At 37.3% G+C, this 24,266-nt stretch carries 19 protein-coding genes and 2 pseudogenes; 3 read left to right on the forward strand and 18 right to left on the reverse strand.

All coding sequences use genetic code 11. The annotated features are described in order from the left end of the window. Positions 1 to 74: 74 nt before the first annotated feature. From lpdA to KA878_RS03335, 6 genes are all read right to left on the reverse strand, one after another. On the reverse strand, positions 75 to 1,436 hold the full coding sequence (lpdA, locus tag KA878_RS03310; RefSeq protein WP_193838746.1) for a dihydrolipoyl dehydrogenase: 1,362 nt from the start codon (positions 1,434 to 1,436) through the stop codon (positions 75 to 77). Between the two features lie 422 nt (positions 1,437 to 1,858). After that, positions 1,859 to 2,125 (reverse strand): zinc ribbon domain-containing protein, encoded by a 267-nt coding sequence (locus KA878_RS03315; RefSeq protein WP_193838745.1) that lies wholly within the window; start codon positions 2,123 to 2,125, stop codon positions 1,859 to 1,861. Further along, positions 2,125 to 3,318, reverse strand: coding sequence for a formamidase (gene fmdA / locus KA878_RS03320; RefSeq protein ID WP_193838744.1), 1,194 nt, complete (start codon positions 3,316 to 3,318; stop codon positions 2,125 to 2,127). The genes KA878_RS03315 and fmdA overlap by 1 nt, the downstream gene beginning before the upstream one ends. Positions 3,319 to 3,485: 167 nt before the next feature. Next, positions 3,486 to 3,893, reverse strand: coding sequence for a carboxymuconolactone decarboxylase family protein (locus tag KA878_RS03325; RefSeq protein WP_193838743.1), 408 nt, complete (start codon positions 3,891 to 3,893; stop codon positions 3,486 to 3,488). 13 nt (positions 3,894 to 3,906) lie between these two features. Beyond that, on the reverse strand, positions 3,907 to 5,103 hold the full coding sequence (locus KA878_RS03330) for a 3M3SH-releasing C-S lyase (protein ID WP_193838742.1): 1,197 nt from the start codon (positions 5,101 to 5,103) through the stop codon (positions 3,907 to 3,909). A gap of 275 nt (positions 5,104 to 5,378) precedes the next feature. Then, a complete protein-coding gene (locus KA878_RS03335; protein ID WP_107629321.1) occupies positions 5,379 to 5,891 on the reverse strand; it encodes a DUF308 domain-containing protein in 513 nt (170 codons plus the stop codon). 185 nt (positions 5,892 to 6,076) lie between these two features. Between KA878_RS03335 and KA878_RS03340 the strand changes: the two genes are divergently transcribed. Beyond that, on the forward strand, positions 6,077 to 6,763 hold the full coding sequence (locus KA878_RS03340) for a type 1 glutamine amidotransferase domain-containing protein (RefSeq protein WP_193838741.1): 687 nt from the start codon (positions 6,077 to 6,079) through the stop codon (positions 6,761 to 6,763). Positions 6,764 to 6,941: 178 nt separating this feature from the next. Here KA878_RS03340 and KA878_RS03345 read toward each other — a convergent pair whose 3' ends face one another. From KA878_RS03345 to KA878_RS03375, 7 genes and pseudogenes are all read right to left on the reverse strand, one after another. Beyond that, a complete protein-coding gene (locus tag KA878_RS03345; RefSeq protein ID WP_193838740.1) occupies positions 6,942 to 8,285 on the reverse strand; it encodes a dihydrolipoyl dehydrogenase family protein in 1,344 nt (447 codons plus the stop codon). A 15-nt stretch (positions 8,286 to 8,300) separates the two neighbouring features. After that, positions 8,301 to 8,741: pseudogene (locus KA878_RS03350) on the reverse strand (MarR family winged helix-turn-helix transcriptional regulator). Between the two features lie 140 nt (positions 8,742 to 8,881). Continuing rightward, positions 8,882 to 9,961 carry an amidohydrolase family protein gene (locus tag KA878_RS03355; protein WP_193838739.1) on the reverse strand — a complete coding sequence of 360 codons (1,080 nt, stop codon included), beginning with the start codon at positions 9,959 to 9,961 and terminating at the stop codon, positions 8,882 to 8,884. 186 nt (positions 9,962 to 10,147) lie between these two features. Then, entirely contained in the window at positions 10,148 to 11,128 is a 981-nt protein-coding gene (locus KA878_RS03360; RefSeq protein WP_193838738.1) for a DUF418 domain-containing protein, read from the reverse strand. Between the two features lie 118 nt (positions 11,129 to 11,246). Then, on the reverse strand, positions 11,247 to 12,320 hold the full coding sequence (locus KA878_RS03365) for an NAD(P)-dependent alcohol dehydrogenase (protein ID WP_193838737.1): 1,074 nt from the start codon (positions 12,318 to 12,320) through the stop codon (positions 11,247 to 11,249). A gap of 175 nt (positions 12,321 to 12,495) precedes the next feature. Continuing rightward, positions 12,496 to 13,275 (reverse strand): hypothetical protein, encoded by a 780-nt coding sequence (locus KA878_RS03370; protein WP_193838736.1) that lies wholly within the window; start codon positions 13,273 to 13,275, stop codon positions 12,496 to 12,498. A gap of 280 nt (positions 13,276 to 13,555) precedes the next feature. Further along, positions 13,556 to 14,938 carry an NAD-dependent succinate-semialdehyde dehydrogenase gene (locus KA878_RS03375; protein ID WP_193838735.1) on the reverse strand — a complete coding sequence of 461 codons (1,383 nt, stop codon included), beginning with the start codon at positions 14,936 to 14,938 and terminating at the stop codon, positions 13,556 to 13,558. 161 nt (positions 14,939 to 15,099) lie between these two features. Between KA878_RS03375 and KA878_RS03380 the strand changes: the two genes are divergently transcribed. Beyond that, complete coding sequence (locus KA878_RS03380) at positions 15,100 to 16,758, forward strand: FAD-binding dehydrogenase (RefSeq protein WP_193838734.1); 1,659 nt, start codon at positions 15,100 to 15,102, stop codon at positions 16,756 to 16,758. 149 nt (positions 16,759 to 16,907) lie between these two features. Beyond that, complete coding sequence (locus tag KA878_RS03385) at positions 16,908 to 17,306, forward strand: hypothetical protein (RefSeq protein WP_193838733.1); 399 nt, start codon at positions 16,908 to 16,910, stop codon at positions 17,304 to 17,306. A 52-nt stretch (positions 17,307 to 17,358) separates the two neighbouring features. Here the strand turns inward: KA878_RS03385 and KA878_RS03390 are convergent, their stop codons facing one another. The 5 genes and pseudogenes from KA878_RS03390 to KA878_RS03410 form a co-directional block, all read right to left on the reverse strand. Then, a complete protein-coding gene (locus KA878_RS03390) occupies positions 17,359 to 19,062 on the reverse strand; it encodes an ABC-ATPase domain-containing protein (protein ID WP_193838732.1) in 1,704 nt (567 codons plus the stop codon). Between the two features lie 178 nt (positions 19,063 to 19,240). Then, complete coding sequence (locus tag KA878_RS03395; RefSeq protein WP_053030120.1) at positions 19,241 to 20,023, reverse strand: glucose 1-dehydrogenase; 783 nt, start codon at positions 20,021 to 20,023, stop codon at positions 19,241 to 19,243. Between the two features lie 14 nt (positions 20,024 to 20,037). Then, entirely contained in the window at positions 20,038 to 21,318 is a 1,281-nt protein-coding gene (locus tag KA878_RS03400; RefSeq protein WP_312883894.1) for an MFS transporter, read from the reverse strand. A 34-nt stretch (positions 21,319 to 21,352) separates the two neighbouring features. Continuing rightward, positions 21,353 to 22,963 (reverse strand): annotated as a pseudogene (locus tag KA878_RS03405) (xylulokinase). A 181-nt stretch (positions 22,964 to 23,144) separates the two neighbouring features. Beyond that, positions 23,145 to 24,179 carry an SDR family oxidoreductase gene (locus KA878_RS03410; RefSeq protein ID WP_193838731.1) on the reverse strand — a complete coding sequence of 345 codons (1,035 nt, stop codon included), beginning with the start codon at positions 24,177 to 24,179 and terminating at the stop codon, positions 23,145 to 23,147. Positions 24,180 to 24,266 lie beyond the last annotated feature (87 nt).

Here is a 24,266-nt window from a genome sequence, read left to right on the forward strand (position 1 = left end):
TTCATTTTGTGTAATTTATAAATCAATCGCTAATGTATTTGACTTGGTTTTTGAAAGATAATGATTGTTCACACTTAATGGTATATTGCTTTTCCAAAAGATGCCTCTGCACTTTCACCAATCACTTCTGATAGTGAAGGATGTGGTTGAATAATGTGCGCAATATCGTTCAACGTACCTCCTGCCACTTTAATGCCTAAGATTTCACTAATTAAATCTGTCGCATGCGGCCCAATGATAAATCCACCTAAAATCTTGCCATCTTGCTTATTCGCTACTATTTTAACAAGTCCTTGTGTTTCACCTTTCAAGATTGCTTTAGGATTCTTCTGAAAAGGCGCAGTTGTCACTTCAACCTCATAGCCCGCTTCTTGTGCTTGTAGTGCTGATAAACCAACAGACGCAGATTCCAATCTTGTATAAATACATCGCGGTATATCTTCTTGATTAATCGCCTCTGGATGATTGCCTGCAATATGTTCTGCTACATACTTACCATGCGCACTTGCGGTATGTGCTAGTTGGTAACCTGGCACCAAATCACCAATTGCATAAACATGTGCGTAGCTCGTTTCATAATGTTCATTGACTTGGAGGCACTTCCCATCCTGTTCTAGCTTTAATGCCTTAGCCACATGAACATTAGGTTGTCGTCCTGTCGCAAAGAGTAACGTTTCATATGGTATTTCTTTAGGCCCATCTTTGCCATCTATTTCTAAGGTTGTAGCATTCACTTTCGTTGTTTCTGAATTGGTAATAATTTGTACACCTTGTTGTTTCAAATATGAGGATAGATGCGTATGTATCTCCTCAATTTCACTAGATAAAATGTTATCGCCCTTTTCCAAAATCGTAACATCTACGCCTAAATCAGCCATTGAAGAGGCGATTTCCGAGGCAATCACACCGCCACCAATTATCACGAGTTGTTTCGGCAATGCATCCATGTTGAAAAATGTGTCAGCTGTTTCAAAGTGTGCTTGATCTAGACCTTCGATTGGTGGTACAAACGGCTTTGTCCCTGTTGCTAAAATAATATCTTTCGCCGTGTAAATGGCCTGATTCACTTGGACTTTCAATCCTTCAAGTACTTCTGCTTCGCCTTCAATCATGTCAACATTGTGTTGCTGTAATGCATCTCGAACGTCATCCGTTACGGTCTTAACCACTTGGTCTTTACGTTGCACAAGACCATTTAAATCGATATCTATGTGATTCGTCTTAATTCCCCAATTGTTTGCAGATTGTATGTCTCTCACTTTCGCACCATATTCTAAAAATATCTTTGACGGTATGCAACCTACGTTCAGACATACACCACCCACGTGTTGTTTCTCAACAATCGCTACATCCTTTCCTAATTGCGCTGCTCGAATTGCTGCCGCATAACCTCCAGGCCCTACTCCAATAACGATCAAATCATACGATTTAGACATCATTTGTACCCCTTTCACCTTTGAAGTTGTCTTTCCATCCCTTAATAATGTTAACTTTGAACATAATCACCCTAATTGGGTGTAAGCGCTTTACACCCTTTCAATTATATATTAGAGTTATCTTTTTATAATTTCAAATAAACGTAAGTGACAGATTTTTTACTTTTTTTAAATAAGGGGCGTGTTTAGATTAAGGCATGAAAATGGGAGAGGGACAGAATTCTTTTAAATTCGTCGTCTCTCTCCCAACTTGCTTTGCTTGTAGAATTTCTTAGTGAAATTCTCTTTGTTGGGGCCCCACCCGCAAGGATGACTAGAACTGAGAAAATCTTGATTTAAGCGCCTTCTCAGTTCAGTCAGCTACTGCGAATTTGCAAAATAACATTAATATATTATTTATGTCCCAGGCTCGTCTCATACTATTAATGACCAGCCATCCAGGGACGAGCTACTCTACTAGGCTTTGATTTCATTGACGGAAGTTTATCTTTACTTACTAATCGAGGTTCTTGTCCCCGTTCAATTCGCTTTTTTAACTTTCCATCCATTTTATACGTTTGAAAGCTATTAAACACACGTGTTCCTTCACTTTCACATGAAGGACAAGTCGCTGTATCATGTTGAGTGTTCATTGATTGTCGAAGTGTAAATTCTCCGCATTTTGCGCAATTATAAGTATAATTAGGCATTACTTATCCGGCTCCAAGTTTGGAATAATATCCTCTTTAAAAATTTCTCGAGGAATTGCGATTGTACAACATGCATTGGGAACATCTACAATGCCAGCTACAGTGCCTTGTACAGGAGCTGTACCTAGTAACATGTATGCTTGTTCGCCAGTAAAGCCACGTGTTTTTAAGAATTCAATTGCGTTTAATACAGCATTTCTATATGCCGTATTAGCATCTAAATACGTTTGTTTACCACTAAATTCGTTAACAGAAATACCTTCAAAGACGATGTAATCCGTATAATTAGGCATTACTGGACCTGGTTTAAATGCTGGATTCTTTTTAATATGATATTTTTCCATGCCACTTTTAATAACATTAACTCTAAGTTCAATCCAACCAGGCATTTCAATACCACCACAGAATGTGATTTCGCCATCACCTTGAGAGAAATGTAAATCTCCTACTGATAATTTTGCGCCATCAACAAAGACTGGGAAGTAAATACGTGAACCTTTAGATAAGTTTTTGATATCACAGTTACCACCATTTTCACGTGGTGGAACCGTACGTGCACCTTCTTTAGCAACTTTATCAAAGTCTTTTCCAGTTAACGTACCAGCAACTACAGCGTCTGTGTCAGGTAAATTGGCCAATACGGGTTCTCGATTTGGGTCAGTATCAACAAGTTCTTTTTCACGGCGATTCCATTCATCTAACATTTCTTGAGAAGGTGCCACACCAATTAAGCCAGGATGAATTAAACCTACAAACTCTACTCCAGGTACATGTCGACTCGTCGCATAAATACCATTGAAATCCCAAATTGATTTTTGCGCATTAGGATAATGATCTACAAGGAAACTTCCACCATTCGTTTTATCAAAGATACCGTTGAATCCCCATTGATGTTCATCAAATACACCAATATCTAGAATATCCACAACAAGTAAATCTCCAGGTTCCACACCGTTAACATGTACTGGTCCACTTAATACATGAACTCGATTTAAATTGACGTGTTTAATATCACTCGGATCATCATTATTACTAATTTGACCGTCTGTCCAGTCTAAACATTCCATTCTGAATGATTCTCCAGGATCCACTGAAAAAGCCGCTGGAATATCTGGATGCCAGCGATTGTGACCTGGATGATCTTGTTGGTCCATTGTCTTGTTTAAATCAATACTAAATAACTTTTTAGGCATGAGCCTAACCCCCTTGTTTATAAAGTTATAAAAATTGATTATGACTGAATATTCTGTTTCTTGTATCATATCATATAAAATTATAAATAGAGAGTAATAATATACTTTTTGACAATTTGAATATTTGAAATAAAAATCCCTCTAGCCAAATAGACTAGAGGTTTGTGTTATGGTTGTAATTTCATTATTGCACCAAAGTTCTGTTGTGCGTTGGTGAATGTAATAAATGCAATGAGTTCAACGATTTCTTCTGTTGTTAGATTGTCTTGAAGTACTTTAATAATGTTGTCTGGAATGTGGTCGCCCATTTTGATAAACACCTCGGTAAATCCTATGCAAATGGATGATTTTTCATCTTTTAGACTGCCGGTAGGTTGACCTTTTGCCTTACAGTATTGGCACCCATTCTTCTGGGCTAACATTCTTCGTATTTCTTCTTTCAATGCCTTGCTAAGTGCGCCGTCACTTTCTAACACATCACTTAACTGTGACCATAACTGCATCATTTTGTCTTGATGGCCTAATAACTTTTGAAATGGTGTCTGACCATTGTTCGATGGGGGTATAATTGACATGCATTATCTCCTTTTAAACCAATGCGTCTTTTATTTTTTGTAATCCTTTTTTCATAACTTCACGTGGAATGGCAATATTGATTCTAATGTGACCTTCCGCGTTATGCACGAATTGTTCTTGTCCTTCAATGATCACGCCTGCATATTTGATAAAGTATTTCGCGATGGGTTCGTTGATTTCTTTTTCTTTGATGTAATAGCTTAAATCTACCCATGCGAGGTACGTGGCTTCTGGTATTTTAAATTCTGCATGTGGGAGTTCTTGTTCTAAGAAGTTTGCCAAATATTTGAAGTTGTCGTCTAAATAATCATTCATAGCGGCTAACCAGTCTTCGCCCTTTTCATAAGCGGCCTGTGTCGCAACGATACTTAATGGATTCTCAGAACTAAAGTGATGTAACTTCCATGTCTTTAATAATCTTCTATTCGGAATAATGATGTTTGAGAACATTAAGCCTGCTATATTAAATGCCTTACTTTGCGACATTGCGGTCACAATCTTATCGTAATCTGGCACTGCTTTAGCAAAAGGGATGTGTGTTTGACCGGCACGTTTAATGTCACAATGAATTTCATCTGAAATGATCCATACATCATTATCTGCCATGATTTGACCAAATTGTTTCAATTCATCTTCTGACCATACGCGGCCTGTTGGATTATGTGGGTTCGCAAAAATACATAGTTTAATATTTTCTGATTCTACTTTTTGACGTACATCGTCAAAGTCGATGTCATAGTACCCATTATGATTAATCAGTGGGGAATATATCGTCTTGATATTGTTTTTATCGCATGCCATTTTAAATGGTCCATAACTTGGTGTTAAAATAAGCGCTTTGTCATCTTCATCACAAATATAACTTACAAGTTCAATTAACCCAGCAACTATACCATGGGAGAATACAAGGTGGTCTTGTGGGAATGTATAACCAAATCGTCGCTCTGTCCATGAGACAAAGGCGTCATAATAATCTGTACCAAATAAGTTAGTGTAACCTAGAATCTTTTTATCTAGTCTATCTTTAATCGCATCTAACACAACGTCGGGTGTGGCGAAATCCATATCAGCGACCCACATACGGATGAGTTCATCATGGTCTTCTAAGTCTGAAGTATCTGCATCTCCAAATAAGTAACCTTTATAACCTTCAACATTCATCGCATTAGTTTCACGGCGATCAATGATTTCATCAAAATTGTACGTCACATGAATGCCTCCTATAATCATTGTTTAATATATTTTATTGTAATACTTCCAAATCATGAATTCACTTTTTAAGATTTTCTCTTCTAAATATAAAAATTGGGAGAAAGACAACGGGAGTGGGACAGAATTCTTTTTAAATTCGTCGTCCCACCCCCGCAAGGATGACTAGAATTGAAAAAAGCTTGATTTAAGCGCATTTTCAGTTCAGTCAGCTACTGCGAATTTGCAAAATAGCATCATCATATTATTTATGTCTCTCTCCCTACCCCAAAAATTTATGCAAGGCCGTCAATGACATAAGTTACACCTAAAATTGCAAATGTGATCGCAATCATTGTTGAAACAAGTATCATTCCCATCATAGGATTAAATAATAAAATCATTCCTAATAGCAAGCCTAAAATATTAACTATGATAGATAGTCCTTTTAAACGGCTTTGCTTAGAAATCGTAAGTAGACCGATAATTGAACTTACAATAAACCATGCGGCAAACATAAAAATAAAGAATGTTGAACTTGCACCAACATTAAACATGACTAGCAGTCCAAATATAATATCTATAATTCCTATAACCATAATAAGCCCAGTACCACTACCAGCGAGCGCTCTTGCAGCACGACGGAATAACAGCTGAATCACACCGTTAATAAGAATAAATAAACCAATAAGCCAAGTCAGCGTGTAGAAGTTTTTAACAGGATAACTAAAGATGATAACTGCCACAATTAACAGTAATGTCCCCATTATTAAGCTTGACCATTTCAATTTGTTATTATCTTGTGCCATTCTAATTCCTCCTTTCGCTAACAATCATCATTATATTAAGTATATTGAAGTTGTATTTGACGCACAACGAATACATCTTACGTCTTTTTACTTGAAACATGATATCTTTAATACACGACTACTTCAGTTTCCTACTTTTCTGAAAAGGGTAGACTGAAGGTAGTATAAAATGAGGAGGCGTATCAATGAATACAAAAAGAGCATTAGTGGTTGTGACAAGTGTAACGAAATATCCAGATATGAACCGTCCAACTGGTCTATGGTTTGGCGAGGTTGTTCATTTCGCGGATGTCTTATATAAAAATGGTTATAAAGTGCATTACATTAGCCCAGAAGGTGGTTATACTGCCATTGATCCACAAAGTCTACAAGAGGATATGATGACTGATTTAGATTGGAAATACTATCAAAACAAAGACTTTATGACACGTCTTGGCCATACCGTTACACCTGATGCTGTCAAAGCTGAGAATTACGATATTATCTACTTCGCTGGCGGTCACGGTACGATTTGGGATTTCAAAGACAATGAAGATTTACAGAAATTAACACAAGAAATCTATGACAATAACGATGTCGTTTCATCTGTTTGTCATGGCGCAATCGGCCTATTAAATGTTAAAGATGCTGAAGGTAACTATATCATCGATGGCAAGACAGTTACTGGCTTCTCAAATAGTGAAGAACAAGCGGTTGGTTTGGCAGACGTCGTGCCTTATCTTACTGAAGATGAACTGAAACGTCGCGGTGCTAACTATGAGCAAGGCGATAACTGGACTGAATTTGTAGTCGCTGATGGTCGCATCATTACTGGTCAAAATCCACAATCTGGTAAAGCCGTAGCTGAAAAATTCTTGGAATCACAAAAGTAAGTTTTTAGACTGCGCGTACAGTTAAAATATAAAAAGAAGGGAGTGGAACAGAATTCTTTTAAATTCGTCGTCCCACCCCCGCAAGCGCCTTCTCAGTTCAGTCAGCCACTGCGAATTTGCAAAATAGCTTCTTTATATTATTTATGTCCCCGTCGCTTATTTATTGATTTATATTAATTTACAACATAGTCACTTTCAACATATCAATGACACCACTAGAGGCACCAGGGAAGGCAAAGATCAATTGATTTAAATCTTGTGCTGTCATACGTTGATTAATGATAAATACGAGTAAGTTTACTAAATCCGCTGCGTCAATACCATAAATTTCTGCGCCGACCAATCGCTTATTTTCATCTAACACAGCGTACATTTCTGCATCTGTTTCATTTTTATATTCGAATGCCATTTGTTTACCAAATGGAATGTGTTTAACTGTATAACGTTCATCTTGCTCTGCTTCTTGAACAGTAACGCCAATTTGAGAAAGTCGAGGTAATGAATAAAGTACCGAAGGAATCGCTGGATAGTGTATTTCATCTTGCGTCATTCCTAAGATATGTGCAGCAATATAATTTGATTCAAATGTTGCTGTTGGTGTTAATTTAGGTATAGCTTTATCTAAGACATCGCCGCTCGCATAAATAGTGTTTACATTTGTTCTTAAATGACCATCTACAGAGATACCTTTTTTACTATATTCAATTCCCACATTATCTAAACCGATGCCTTCAACATTTGGATTTCTACCTGTCGCATCTAAGACATAATCTGTTTCAATCATTAATCCAGATTCTGTTGATACTTGATAAGCATCGCCTACTTTTTCGACTTTTTTTGTCTCTTCATTAAAGTAGAATTGTACGCCTTCGTCTTCTAATTTCTTAATTAATTTCGTCACATGTGTGTCATTAAAGCCTTTAAGTGGTTTGTCTGAATGGTGAATCATACTCACTTCAACACCTGATTTAATCATAATAGACGCAAATTCTACACTAATAATACCAACGCCGATAAATGTCATACGCTTTGGAAGTTCATCCATAGATAAAAATTCACGGCTATCATGTGTGAGTGCTTGACCTTCAATGTCCAATTTATTGCTATGTTGACCTGTCGCAATGACGATATTCTCCGTTTGTAATGTTTCACCATTTACTTCCACTATATGCGCTTCTTTAATGACACCTTTGCCCATATAAACGTCGATGCCTTGTTGTTCAAACATGCCTTTTAACATACCATTCATTGGATTAATCACTTGTTTTTTATAATCCATTAAATGAGACCAATTCACATTGACATCTTGTGATTGGATGATGTTAGGATATTGTGCTGATGCTTCTAGCACTTCATATGGGCCCTCTAATAGGATTTTGGCATTACAACCATAGTTTGTACATGTACCTGCAATGGTATCTTTTTCAATAATTGCAACTTCTTTTCCTGCGTGTTTAAGTGTTAGTGCTGCATGCCACGCTGCGTGTCCGCTTCCTATAAATACAACATCATATTGTTTCATTCAACTCATCCTTTTTTATTTATTCGTGAGTGCTTTTAATGACTGTTCTAGGTTATTCAAGACTGCTTTCGCTTCGTTATATTGTGCTTCATCTAGTTCTGGCGGTAGACATTGAGCCACTGCTTTAAAGATCGCTTCTTGTTGTTCATGCCCTTTTCATGTTAACGAAACGACTAATTGACGTTTATCTGCCTCTGAACGTTGCCGTTGAACCCACCCTGACTGTTCTAATCTTTTTAAAAGGGGAGTCAATGTATTACTCGATAAATCCAACTGTTTCCCCACTTCATGTAAGGGTTGATTGTCACGTTCCCATAATGCAAGTAACACCAAATATTGTGAATACGTTAACCCAAAGGGTTTCAATTGTTGTTCATAGAATTTCGCAAATAGACGACTCACATTATATGCAGAAAAACAAAGTTGATTTGCTAATTTCATATCATCATTGTTCAAGACATCACCTCTTTTCAATCGTGCGCGATTAATTAAAGTGTAAATAATCGCGCGCGATTAATCAAATATTAAGTGTTAAAAAAGCAGGACATCCTTTCATGTATTATACAAAATTGGTTGCCCTGCCTCTATAAAGTTATTTATTTAAATAATTTCGTCGTGTTATGACTGAAAATATTTGCTTTTTCAATGTCACTAAATGCTCCAGTATTATCTATATCTTGCTCCATTTTGGCGATCCATTGATTTGGGGCGTAATGTGCATCCGAACCAAATAAAATATGTTCAGTATCTGTCGCTGCTTTCAAGCTGGCGAATGTCGATTCTCCAGTAGATAAGCCAGTGTCATAATAGAAATGACTCATATAATCAGCCGCAGTTTTAGTTATTGTCTTACTTGGTTGCAAGCCATGACGATAGAATTTAAACATCTTCGCATATTGAATTGGATGTTTGGCTACCTCTTTAATGATTTCAGACTTACCGTTATTCATCAATGACTTGAGTCTATTTTTAGGATCTTGAATTATATACTTTTGCGTTTCTAATGTATTATTGATACGCCATTGGATATATGGCAATGTACCTCCAGCATGAGCTAAGATAAATTTAATATTAGGATAGCGTTCTACTGTGCCACTAAATATTAAATTGGTAGCTGCACGTGTAGTATTAAATGTAAACTCTTGGATGAAATCTGCAACCACATATTGTGGCGGTTGGAAATCTTCAGCGTTAGCGCTCGGATGAATAAATACTTTGGCATGATGCTCATTAAGTACCACCATGACCTTTTCAAATACATCATTTCCTAAATATGCATTTCCATAATTTGAGAATAATCCAACGCCATCTAATTTTAAGACATCTAACGCATATTCAATTTCTTTAATTGTTTCTTTGACATGTGGCATAGGAACCAAGGCAAAGCTTTTAAATCTATCAGGATACTTTTTCTTTAATTGTGCTTGATATTCATTCACTTGTCGTGCTACTTTAGCAGCTTTTTTTCTATTAAATGGTATCGTTGCAGGTTCTGATATTGAAGTATAACCCACATCTATATTTAACTCATCCATCATTTGAATGCTGTCTTCGGGTTCCCATTTTCTAATAGGAAAGCCACCAGCAGTAGTCACACCGATTTTACGCAAGGCATCTCTATATACATTTGGAATAATATGGTGATGAATATCTATAATTTCTTGTCTTTTGTTCATAACATAATCTCCCCTTACACATTATCTATTGATTAAATTAACACACATATTATTTGCTTTCTTTTTTTTAAAGTAAGCAAACGATAATTAATAGACAATTTGCGCATACACTAAATTTCATCTAAAAATAGCAAAATCGGATTTTGAGCGTATTAACTTATACATACTCATCACCCGATTCAAGGATTATTTATTTTTCAGCACATTTTTATACGTCCATTTGCGCCATAATATTTCTAGTGGGCCTTGGCGATGACAAGATAACCACCAATAAGTTGCTAAAATATTAACTACCAATATAGGCAATCCAATATAAAGTGATTGCGTTGGTGTTGGGTGGTCATAAGGAAAGAAGCATTTCACCACAATATAGAGTAATACCATTTGCGTCATGAAATTCGTAAATGCTGTTTTGCCTAACTTTTCAAAAGGCTTAAGCATTTGCTGAATCGTCACTTTCTGTGTCATAAACATTAAGACAATAAAATAAATAATTGCTTGATAAGGCGTTACTAAATCTTCAATCGTTGTCCAATTATATGGTAACCCAGTTACTTTCAATATGACTAATAACGCTACAACGAAACTATTGATACATAATGTGACTATAAACCATGTGCGTTTTTCGTGAAAATGATAAATCAAGCCACTTTGAGATAAATACAAACCAAATGCCATCATGCCTAGTAGAGTATAAAACATAGGATTTGAAGATGGCGTAATCAAAATTTCAACGGTTGTACCGACAATCAAAACAAGAGAAATCCATAAAGTATAGCGTGGTTTTGGTAATAAGAATAAAAACATCAAAATAAGACCACTTAGGGCGTATTGTGCGTAAGGCAACACTAGTATCATGCCAGGGATACCGACAATAAGTAAGAAAATGAGTCGGCGAAACATTAATTTAATCGGTGATAGAGATTTTTTTCGTGCATTATTCATGAATATTCCCATACCGATACCAAACAATAAGGTAAATAAGGTGATGAAACGTGCATCAATCAAAAGTGCAAAGAACTGTTTAACAATGTGGTCCGCGTGTGTAAACGTTGGTTTTACTTCACCTTGAACTATAGGAAGAATATCTGAAACATTGGCAAATAATACTACAGCTATGGCAATACCTCTAATGATATCTAATCCAACAATACGTTTTTCACTCATAAAATAACCTCCTTACCTATTATGGTAGGAGGCTCAATCGTCATGCGCATTTATCTAATCTTACATGTTAAGACCATTCGCTTTCAAAATTGAAAGTTAGCGTACGCATTACTTACAGTTATTTATCTAAAAAGCCATTTGGATATACCATCACTTTCAAGGCATCACCTTTACTTGTACGTGTTAATTCCATCGCTTCTTTTGTATCGGCAAGTTCAAATTGATGTGTGAATAATGAATCGATGTCAGCGTCTGTTGTACTTAAGATTTGAATACCTTGTGGGTACGTATTCGCATATCTAAACACACCTACAATATTGATTTCATGATTCGCTATAAATGGCACATTAATTTCGTTCATATCTTCTTGAGGTAAGCCAACAATTGCTAAAGTGCCACCATCTTTTAATGAATTTAACGCACTTCTTAAAGCAATCGGATTACCTGCAGTTTCAATGGCATAGTTCACGCCTTGACCGTCTGTTAAGGCTTTAATACGTTCAACAACATCTTCATTTTTAATATTAATTGTCGTTGTTGCACCTAAACGTTTAGCCGCTTCTAAACGATTATCTTCTAAATCTGAAACGATAATATTTGTTGCGCCGTAAGCTTTAGCAGCGACAACCGCCATTAAACCAACGGGACCCATACCCATGATGACAACTGTTGAACCTGGTTTAATATCCGCACGTTTACATGCTTGTAACCCAACTGAGAATGGTTCAACTAATGTCGCTTGTTCATAAGTCACTGAGTCTGGTAAATGATACAGGAAGTCTGCCGGATGGCTTACGTATTCACAGAATGCACCATCGTACGGTGGTGTTGCCATAAATTCCATATGTGGGCATAAGTTATAGCGTCCAGATTTACAGTATTCACATTCACGACAAGGTTCCCCAGGTTCGATAGCAACTCGATCACCAACTTTAAAGTCTGTGACATCTTCCCCAACTTGTGCGACCATACCTGCACATTCGTGACCTAATACGATTGGTTTCTCAACAACAAATTCACCTACACGACCGTGTGCATAATAATGGACGTCAGAACCACATACGCCTACCGCCATCATCTTAATTAGGACATCTTTAGGACCTACTTCAGGCATGTCTCTTTCGACAATTTCAATATCATAAGGTTCATGCATTAATGCAACATTCATTTTCTCCGGAATCGTCTCACTCATAAATAACATCCTCCTAAGTTTATGTATCTTATACTATTCTTTCACTGAAAATGGTTTATGTAAACGATTTCATAAATATTTGTAAAGTAATTTTAAACTAAAATGATGAATTCACAATAATTTTTCCAATAAAAAAATCGCTACTTTATTAGGTAGCGATTATTAGTTTAAAGCTCTATTTACTTTCAACTTCTAAAATGTAAGTCAGCCAGTTTCCAAATTCACAGCATAAATGATATTGATGTTGATGAATCATATAATTTGGTAAAATCGCTGGAAATTCAACTAATGCTTTAAAACGAAAGCCATTATTTTCATTGCGAATTTGATGACGCATACCGCCTATAATCATGCCGTTTTTCAATTTAGCAACGCCCGGTAATTCAATTTGGTAATCTTCCGACATACGTGATTTAAGTTTGGTTTCATCATTATAATGAGCAAATAAATGTGTCGGTAACGGACTACCACCTGTAGTTTCAAGCACTTCTTGAATTTCTGAAGTAATGCCTTCGAGTACATAATGATCCGGATTTGCTTTCACATTAATTTCATCATGTTCTGGCGTTTTCTGCATCATTACTTGATTTAAAACATTCATCACTTCCTGAGCATTTAAATGACTATTAGGTATAGCGATTTCAACTGTGCTCATTTTGCGTTGTCCAAACGATAGCTTAGTCGCTATTGCTGATATTAAATTACCTACTGTATATTTAAATCTCATTGATTTTCTTAGTTTTGAGAAGGTGATGTTAAGTTTAGCTTGAGCAATTTCCTGTTTCATATTATCTAAATCATTATTTTTAACCCATAATTTGACATTTTTATTTAACTGAGCTTCTGGATATTTCGATAAATATTTATAAACATTTTTTAAACGTTGCGTTTCCCATTTATTCACTTTCTTTTGAGTCACTTGTGTACCGTTAATGTAAAATAGCATTTTTGTCATTATGTTCTCACACCTTCTATCTGTTAGTCATTTCATAATAGCATAACATTAATTTACATAAAATTAGAGGATGGGACAAAAATAATATAATGAAGCTATTTAGCAAATTCGCAGTAGCTGACTGAACTAAGAAGGCGCTTAATTCAAGCTTTTCTCAGTTCTAGTCACCCTTGCGGGCGGGGCCCCAACAAAGAGAATTTCATCAAGAAATTCTACAAACAAAGCAAGCTGGGAGTGGACAACGAATTTAAAAAGAATTCTGTCCCACTCCCGTTGTAGCTTAAATATTACCGATTGATAAATATTTTGTTTCTAAATAAGGTTCAATACCTTCTGTGCCACCTTCTCGGCCATAACCACTTTCTTTCATACCGCCGAATGGTGCATGGGCTGCTGATGGTCCACCGTCATTCCAACCGATCACGCCATAATCAAGTGAATGATATAAGTGGAAGCCTGTGCGATAATCATTTGTAAAGAAATAAGCAGCTAAGCCAAATTGTGTATCATTCGCCATTTGAATCGCATCTTCTAAATCTAAATATGTTGCAACAGGCACGATAGGACCAAATGTTTCCTCTTGCATGGCTAACATCTCTTGGTTCGCATTTGATACGACAACAGGTTTCAAGAAGTTACCACCTAACGCTTGTGCATCCTCTAAAGAACGTGATAATTGAGCACCTTTAGATGCCGCATCTTCCAATTGATTAACGACTTTCTTCACGCCATCTTCATTAATTAACGGCCCAATCGTAACGTCTTTATCCATACCATTTCCGACTTTCAGTTCATGAACTTTTTGCGTTAATTGCTTAACAAACGCATCTTCAACCGCTTCATGTACGTATACACGGTTTGCACAGATACATGTTTGACCCGCATTTCGGAATTTTGAAGCAATTGTTTGGTCTACCGCATAGTCAATATCGGCGTCTTCATGAACAATCAGTGGTGCCAGGCCACCCAGTTCCATTGTGACATTTTCAACGGATTCAGCCGCTTGCGCAATAAGTTTCTTACCTACATTAGTTGAGCCAGTAAACGTCACTTTCTGCATCACTGGATGTTTCGTGAACAATTCACCTGCGTCTTTACCTGACATAATAACGTATTGAACGGCATCTTCTGGGATTCCCGCTTCATGCGCCAATTCAATGAGACGAATCGTAGTTAATGGTGTTTGCGTCGCAGGTTTACACACAATGGTACAACCTGCAGCTAATGCTGGCGCAATCTTACGTGTAATCATTGCCGCTGGGAAATTCCATGGCGTAATAGCGCCAACTACACCTACCGGGAATTTCTTAATGATAATGTTTTTATTCGGTGTATTCGCAGGAATGGTACGTCCGTAAATACGTTTGGCTTCTTCGGCATACCAAGAAACGTATGAATTCGCGTAGTCTACTTCACCTTGTGCTTCTTTTAAAGGTTTACCGCCCTCTTTAGTAATAAGTTCTGCCAATTCTTCTTTATGTTCGTTAATCAAAGCGAACCATTTATATAATTTGTCTGCACGTTCATGTGCATCTACCTCTCTCCAAGATTTAAACGCTTCATGTGCTTTCTCAATTTGTTGTTTCGCTGTTGCTTCGTCAGTATAGTCTAATGTTTGAATCACTTCGTTTGTCGCTGGATTAAGCACTTCTAATGTTGCCATTTACATCCACCCCTTTAAGAACATTTGATACAAGTATATACCCGTAGAAGTTGATAATCTATCAAACCGTTTTGTTAACATTTAGGTTGTCACTTTCGTATGACAATATTACTTGATAAAATATGTAGACTACATAAAACAATGGTTGTAAGGAGTTTGTTATGAATAAAAAGATATTTGTCATTGGTTCAGGGTTAAGTGGGTTAGTTGCTGCGACAGAATTATTAAAGAAAGGCTATCACGTCACAATGTTAGACCAGGAACCACGTCAAGCGATAGGCGGACAGGCTTACTGGTCATTTGGCGGGTTGTTTCTTGTAAATTCTAAGATCCAACAACGTCTAGGGGTTAAAGATTCGTATGAACTTGCGCTGAATGATTGGTTTGGCTCTGCTCAATTTGACCGCCCGGAGGATGAAGATTATTGGGCGAAACAATGGGCTGAAGCCTACGTGCGCTTTGCGACTTTTGAAAAGGAAAATTATTTAAAATCGATGGGCGTACGCCTAACACCGATCTTAGGTTGGGCTGAACGTGGCGGTACGTCTGCTTCAGGTCATGGCAATTCTGTGCCACGTTTCCATATCACATGGGGGACAGGTCCTGGATTAGTTGAGCCGTTTAGTCGTTACGTCCTTGAAAAAGAACAAGAAGGTCAATTTGAATTTCTCGCACGTCATCAAGTAACAGATATTGGTATCAAACATAATCAAGTGACACACATTGCTGGAAATATTTTAGAACCAAGTGATGTGGCACGTGGTGAGAAATCATCCCGTACCGTGATAGATACATTCCATTTCGAAGTGGATGCACTGTTAATTACTTCAGGTGGCATTGGTGCCAACATGCCACTTATTCGTAAATACTGGCCTAAACGTTTAGGTAATCCACCAAAAACTATGATTCAAGGGGTACCTGATTCAACGGATGGCCGGTTAATTCAAATTACTGAAGATGCAGGTGCAAACATCGTGAATAAAGATCGTATGTGGCACTACACTGAAGGTATCCAGAATCATAGCCCAATTTGGTCGAACCACGGCATTCGTATTATTCCAGGTCCATCTTCTATGTGGTTTGACGCTACTGGCAAACGTATGCCTGCGCCTGATTATCCTGGTTTCGACACCTTACATACATTAGAAACTATCATGAACACAGGTTACGACTATTCGTGGTTCATCTTAACAGAAGACATTATTAAGAAAGAATTCGTCCTTTCAGGCTCTGAACAGAACCCTGATTTAACGGACAAAGATATCAAGTTGCTACTTCAAGAACGCTTAGGTCGTAAAGCAACCTCTCCAGTAGAAGCCTTTATGAATAATGGCCCGGACTTTGTTATCGCTGATGATTTAGGTACGCTTGTTCGAAAGATGAACGACTTAGTTGGTAGTACGTTACTTGATTATGAAGCGATTAAGGAAGAAATCAAAGCACGCGACTTACAAATTGATAATCCGTTTACGAAAGATCCACAAGTCGCCTTCATCAATAATGCACGCCAGTTCTTAGGCGATAAATTAATACGTACGGCCAAACCTCATAAAATATTAAGTGGAAGAAACGGACGTTTAATTGCCGTCAAATTAAATATTATTAGTCGTAAAACACTTGGTGGCATTCAAACAAATTTAGAAGGCCAAGCACTTAATTCAAAGATGCAATCGATACAAGGTCTATATGCGGCAGGTGAAGCTTCTGGTTTTGGTGGTGGCGGTGTCCATGGTTATCGCGCTTTAGAAGGCACTTTCCTTGGTGGTTGTATCTTTAGTGGCATACGTGCAGCTGAAGGTATCCACCATTATATACAGTAATTTTCATAAATATACACTTCCGAAATAAAGTATTTTCAAAATGTATATCCCACCACTTTTTATGCATTTTATTGTAAAATTATATCAAATATTATTTTTTTCAAGTAATAGTTATCAATTTTACAATTTTTGCAAAAGAAGGTGATGGTATGCCTCGCGATAGCTTGAAATCTTTGAAAAATAAAACTGTAACCGTCATAGGTCGAATTGAACATATTACTATAACACCTAAAATACACATCCCAAATAAACCTATTTTCTCGAAAATTTTATTAACTGATGTGAACATCGGCGGTCAATATTTCGATCATGTTTGGGTTTATGCAGCGAAGCGATATTATCACGACCAAGATCCATTTTTACATCAAGTTGTTAAATTTAAATCAAAAGTAACGCCTTATGTTAAACATGGCCAACACGGCTATGTCGAAGACTATGGTATTGATTATGTCAAAAGCTTAAGCATACTGCCTAATACGTCAATTGAAGAATATGACGAAAGATATTATGATGATGATATTACCGTAGACTTTTTCTTAACGAATTAAAAGCACATTGCAAAGCTTGATTAACTATCAAGTGCAATGTGCTTTTGTTATGTTATTTCACTTTTAATCCACGGTAACGGTTTAACGTTCCAATAAATTCTTGTTTACGTGGTAGCGCTAGATTACCTGGATGACCATCGAAGTTAGATACCGCTTCGATGCCATGCTTTTCAATCATCTCATACATTTGGTTCGTCGCCTCAATAAGACTTAAATGATGATCTATCAGTTGATGTCTAAAGTAATTAATCATAACCGGCAATGCATTGGTTTGACTATCGTCGACCAGTTGCTCTAAACCAGATAAATCAATTGCTTCCTTGCCGTACATGACTGTGCGTAGTCCTTTCGCTTTCAATCGATCATCTTTTCCCTTTTTAGAGAAAGAAGTGGCTAACGGCACCCGAGATGGAATCTCACCAAATGACGTTTCTACTTGTGTGTCGCGTTGATAGCCGTCTGATTGTGCAATGGCTTTCGCTTCATCCGTCACATCCTTCAAATGATACTCATCCATCATTAATACTTGATCGGCTACGTCAAAGTAATCACCAGAGCCACCGACAATCAAAATGGTTGAAACGTGATGTGTTTCAAAGAGTGGTCTCACTTTATTTGAAAATGGTATAATGGGCTCTTTATCAGGCGCAATCAATTTCTGCATGCGCCCATCACGTATCATAAAGTTCGTTGCTGATGTGTCTTCATCTATAAGCAATGTTGACGTTTGCGTTTCCAATGCTTCCATCACATTTGCCGCTTGAGAGGTACTGCCACTCGCATTCTCAGTTGAAAAATGCGTCGTGTCCTTCTTACCAGGCAAATTATCTATAAACGGACTAATGTTAACGTTGTGAATACCACGTCCATCCTCAGCACGTATCTTCATAGCATCATGACGTGTAATTACAAATTCACGTCCATCATTTGGAATATGATCATAAACACTACGTTCAAGTGCTTCTAATAAGGTCGATTTACCATGATAACCCCCACCAACAATCAATGTAATGCCTTCAGGAATAGACATCCCTGTGACTGCCCGACCACTTGGTAAGTTAAACGTCGTTTCAAGCGTTGTTGGACTCGTAAATCGAATCGCACCTTTCATTGGTTCATCAGACACACCACTTTTCCTTGGTAAAATAGCATTATTCGCAACGAAAGCAACTAGATGTTGTTGTTCAAGTTGTTCTCTAATATACGTTTGGTCGAGTTTTACTGTCACTTGATGTTGGAGTGCTTGCTGATCAATATTTTGATACATAATGGCTTGATTTACAATCTTTGGTAAACCGTTGATCAGTGTTTGCGCTGCAGCTTTTCCAAGAATCTTACGTCCTGCAGCTGGCATACCAACTTCAATGCGCACTTCAATGGTTTTATCATTGATTACAACCGACGTGCGTTCTAGCATTTCTTGGCCACAATGATCGATAAAGATTTTTCCATTTTTCCCAGAACCTTTTACAGTGCGATTAAACGTTGCGACTTGATAGGCAAACGCTCGGGTCAAGAAGTCCGATACTGCAAGCCGTTTGTCTTTCGTATCTAGTAAATGATCCGGAATTTGAGCAACATCTCGTTGGATCATAAGTCGCATTTTTGAAGGTGGCGCAAAAGGATCCACCTGTACATGATCAATAGCTAAACGAAATTGATTAAAGGCATATGTTCCTTTAATTCTTTTATACGCGCCGTATTTTTGTCCATCTAAAGATTTCAATGTCTTATCGAGATCTGTCGAGCGTTTCATCATTATTCCTCCGTTCAATACGTCTATATGTACTGTTTACCCGACCTAACCGGCAAGCATAACGTCATTCTTGAAATTCCTGATCTGCTTATAAAAAATACACCTCATACAGATGGATTTTCACCTACTGTTGAGATGTATATTGTACCTATTTATCTTTGGCAATCATTAAATATGATTATAATGCTGTGTAACCACCGTCAATTGTAAATACGCTACCTTGTGCGAATGATGACGCATCTGATGCAAGGTATACAACAATGCCACCTAGCTCTTCTGGTTCACCTGGACGACCCATTGGTGTTGCTCCCATCCAATAGTCAATCATTTCGCCACCAGTATTAAACATTGGTTCAGTTAATGCCGTTTTCATGTATCCTGGCGCAATTGTGTTTACTTTGATGCCATATTTAGACCATTCCATTGCTAAACTTTTCGTTAACATGATAACGCCTGCTTTAGACGCATTATAAGATGCTTGTTCTTGAGGTTTATTGGCAATTAAGCCTGACATAGATGAAGTATTAATGATTGAACCATAGCCTTGTTTGATCATTTGACGTCCTACTGCTTGTGCTACTAAAAAGACACCATTTAAGTTTAAGTTAATTACTTTTAACCAATTTTCGTAAGAAACATCTTCTGCTTTTTCATTAATGGTCATACCCGCATTGTTGACTAAGATATCTACTTTGCCATACTCATTTACGACGTCATCCACCATTTTGTTAACGTCTTCTGGATTAGTTACGTCTACTTTTAATGCCGTTGTTTTAACACCTTCATTATCAGCAATTGCTTTCGCTGTTTCTTGCGCTAAGTCTAATTTAATGTCTGCAATTACAATATCTGCGCCTGCTTGTGCCAATGCTTCTGCCATCGCTTTACCTAGACCCATGGCACCACCTGTTACGATTGCTACTTTACCATTTACTTTAAATTGATCAATAATGTTTGTCATTTTTATCATCCTTTTTAATTTGATTGTGAACTAATTGTTGTTTTGACTTGTCTTCCAGGCTGTTGTACTTTCATAAAGAATGTAAGAACAAAGCCTAATACATAAATCACTGCATAAGCCCAAATAGTCACTTCTGCTGAAGCGAAGATGAGCATCACACTTGCAAGTCCATAACCCAGGAAATTACTTAATCCTGCTGCTAGGTTATGTACAGATACTGCGGCACCTTTATGTTCTGGCACCAACGTTGGGAATATAGCTGACATTGGGACGAACGCAGCAACTGCGAAACCAAACATAATCGCAATTAACGTTGTCACGATGATATTAGGCCCACTCCATGATGGGAAGTAATAAAACGCTAATGTGGATACGGCCATACCAATACAACCGAACCAACGGACTTGGCGTACCCAACCAATTTTATCGCCCATAATACCCCAGAATAAGTTTGTGAATATGGTAATAATGTACATTAAGCCCCATACACGTAACCATTCTGACGTAGTGAAACCGAAATCTGCAGTGTAAACATGAGGTAAGAATACAACCAAGCCGAATAATGACAATTGGTTAATAATACGTACGACAAAGGCAACTGCTACATTCTTATTTTTAAGAATGGTAATCCCTCGACCAAACTCTCTTAACATTTCTTTCTTAGTCATATGTTGCGCTTCTACGTCTTTACCTTTTTTATCTTTAACTAAGAACATCGCGATTAATCCGCCAATTAAGATGAAGATTAATGATGACCATAAAGTGCCCATCTCACCAATCACTGGAATTGAAAAGCTTGGTAAATATGAACCTAATACACCTATACCAATTGAATACATTGCCCAGAACCAACCCATGGCTGACGCAAGCTTGTAACTTGGTGAAGAATATGTAATCCATACGACAAAGCTATAAATAAACATTGGATATGCTAAACCACGAATACCATACATGATCATCATCATGGCATAGTTCTGTTGTTCTAAACCAAAGACTAAGAATCCAACATGGAAGACCATCCAAATGATAAATGCGAATGTCATCACACGTCTTGGGCTAAAAATCTCAGCCATCACACCTGATAACCACGAAGCAATTGCTACCACTAAACCGTAAACGGTTAAGACATTACCAGCTTCTGAATTATCAAAGCCCAGGCTCATAATATATTTAGATAAAAACGCCTGTTCCATACCATCTCCGGTCATGAAGATTGCTACGGCAATATAACCCCATATTAATACCATAGGCAATCCTAAAAATTGACGTTCTCGTTTTTCTATCTCGTTCGTCACTTTAATCCCACTTTCTACCTTTGTTTATTAGTTGTTATTTATGTTCTGAATGAAATTGTTCATGCGCAAGACGTTCAAGTGGAATGCCTTGTTTAAAACGTTCTGTATACTGCTCAAAATGTGCAACTTCATCTTCAGTTGGCGTTATAGTCATTGATTCTGTTCCTTTAAATGCGAAATCATTTAAATAAGTTGCTAAATTAGATGTCTTTGTTTCAATCATGTATCTTGCTAAGACAGCGATACCCCAAGCGCCACCTTCACTCGCAGTTTGCATGACACGCACTGGACTATCTAAAGCGGCTGCTAAGAAGGATTGCGCAACTTTTTCAGTCTTAAAGATGCCACCATGACCAAACATTGAATCAATATGAATATTTTCTTTTTCTTTTAGTAAATCAATACCAATTTTCAACGTACTAAACGCGCTATAAATATGCGTTTTCATTAAGTTAGCTAAATTAAAATTGCTATCTACTGATCGTACAAGCATTGGATAGCCATGTTGTACATCAGTAATAAATTCACCTGAAATATAACCAAATGACAATAACTTACCTAAATCATCATCGCCTTTTAAAGCACGTTCAAACAATTTGGTAAATAGTTCACCTTTATCATATTGAACGCCCATCGTTTCAAAAACTTCGCCAAATAAATCAACCCACGCGTTAATATCTGATGTACAGTTATTCGCATGAATCATTGCTACTTCATAACCATCTGGTGTTGTAACAATATCTACCTCTGGATAAACATCTTTGATTGGCTTTTCAAGAACAATCATTGAGAAGATACTTGTTCCTGCCGAAATATTCCCTGTTCTTGGTGCTACACTATTCGTCGCTACCATTCCTGTAGCCGCATCCGCTTCAGGTGCACATAATGGACATCCAGCTTGTAACTCACCGTTCGGGTCTACTAATTTCGCACCCGTTTCCGTAAGACGTCCGGCATACTCTCCTGCTACAACCACTTTAGGCAAGAGGTCTCTTATGTCTTGTGTGTAACCCTTTTCAGAAAATTTCTTATTAAAACGCTGAATAATATCTTCACGATAGTCTTGTGTTTCACTATCAATTGGGAACATGCCTGATGCATCTCCGATACCCAATACTTTCTCATCAGTTAAATACCAGTGTATGTATCCCGCAAGTGTCGTCATATAACGTACTTTCTCAACATGTGCTTCTTAATCTAATGCTGATTGATAAAGTTGCGCAATACTCCAACGTTCTGGAATATTGACTTGGAAATCTTCACGCAATTGTTCAGCTGCTTTATTAGCATTGTTATTACGCCAAGTTCTAAATGGCACGAGTAAATCATCATTGTCATCAAATGGTAAGTAGCCATGCATCATACCACTAATACCTAATGAAGCGAGTTGATGCACCGTCACATCATATTTGTCTTTAAGTTCTTGCGTCATTGCGCCATATGCACGTTGAATACCTACCCACGCGTCATTCATCGAATATGTCCAATAACCGTTACGGTAACTGTTCTCCCACTCAAATGAACCTGTTGCGAGTGTTTGGCATTGATCATCAATCGCTATCGCTTTAATTCGTGTTGATCCGAATTCAATACCAACCGTTAAATGTCCTGCTTCAATAAATTGTTTAATCTCTGTATTATTCATCGTTTCACCTTACTTTTTGTTATGAAAACGTTATCATAGATTTATACTAGCATATGTATTTTTCATGAAACAAGAGAAAAAGTAAGCGCTTTCTAAATTTTGTAAGTAAAAAAACACCTTTATCTTCTAATTACAATATTATAGATAAAGGTGCTACCTTAAATGGCGTATTCACTTATATTTATTTTAAGATGTGGTGTTCTATCATACAATCAACAGATGCTAAGATGGCTTCTTCTTGTGTGTAGTTTGGTGTCCATCCTAGAATTGTTCGTGCTTGTTGGTTACTGACATTTCTATTCATTTCAAGTAATAACTTTCCTTCTTGTGCTTCACTATTAAATCTAGCGCCTAACTTAATCGCAAAATCTGGAATTGTCTTAGTTGAAATTTTGTCTGATAGTTTAGGGCGTTCTTGTTTAATTAATTGTGCAATTTCAGGCATAGTGATTTGTCCATCTGCAGTAGCAATAAAGCGTTTGCCATTGGCTTCAGGTGTCTTCATTGCTAAAACATGCATTAATGCCACATCTCTGACATCGACAATATTCATTGGGATATTAGGGATACGTTTCATTTTGCCACTGGCGATATTCTCTACAAATTGGAAGCTCAATGACATATGTTGATTCAACGAAGGACCAAGTATTGCCACGGGATTGATGGTCGCAAATTCAATATGATTTTCAGTCGCTTTAACAAAGTCCCATGCTGCGCGTTCTGCAATCAATTTAGATTTTTCATACACAGAAAGTCCTTTTTCATTAGGGTCAGTCCAATATGCTTCTGTTGTCACACTCGACTTATCTTTATTACTAAATCCAACTGCCCCAAAGTTTGCTGTCATAATGACACGTTTGACATCTGTCTTCTCAGCAGCTCTTAAAATACGTTGAATCCCTTCAACTGCTTGTTTATTAATGGAGTGTTCATCGGTCACACTTACACTCCCCATTACTACAGGCGAAGCGACACTCATCACATATGTACAATCTTCCATAGCTTCTTCCCAGTTATCATCTTTAGATAAATCCGCTTCAACAAACGCTAGGTTTTGCGTGTCAATTTGTTGTGCTTTCAATGTTTCAAGTACCGTTTCTTTCTTAGACAATGAACGAATTGTTGCACGTACGCCATAATCTTGTTTTAACAACTCTGCGACTATACGCAAACCTAAGAAGCCTGTACCTCCAGTTACTAAAACTTGTTCCTTCATGAAACTTCCTCCCCTATCTATCTCTTAGTAAGTTCAGATTATAACAGTTTTATACTTTTAGTATGCGTATTAACACTTACTTTTGAT

This window comes from Staphylococcus sp. GDY8P57P (assembly GCF_017892585.1).
Classification (GTDB): domain Bacteria; phylum Bacillota; class Bacilli; order Staphylococcales; family Staphylococcaceae; genus Staphylococcus; species Staphylococcus borealis.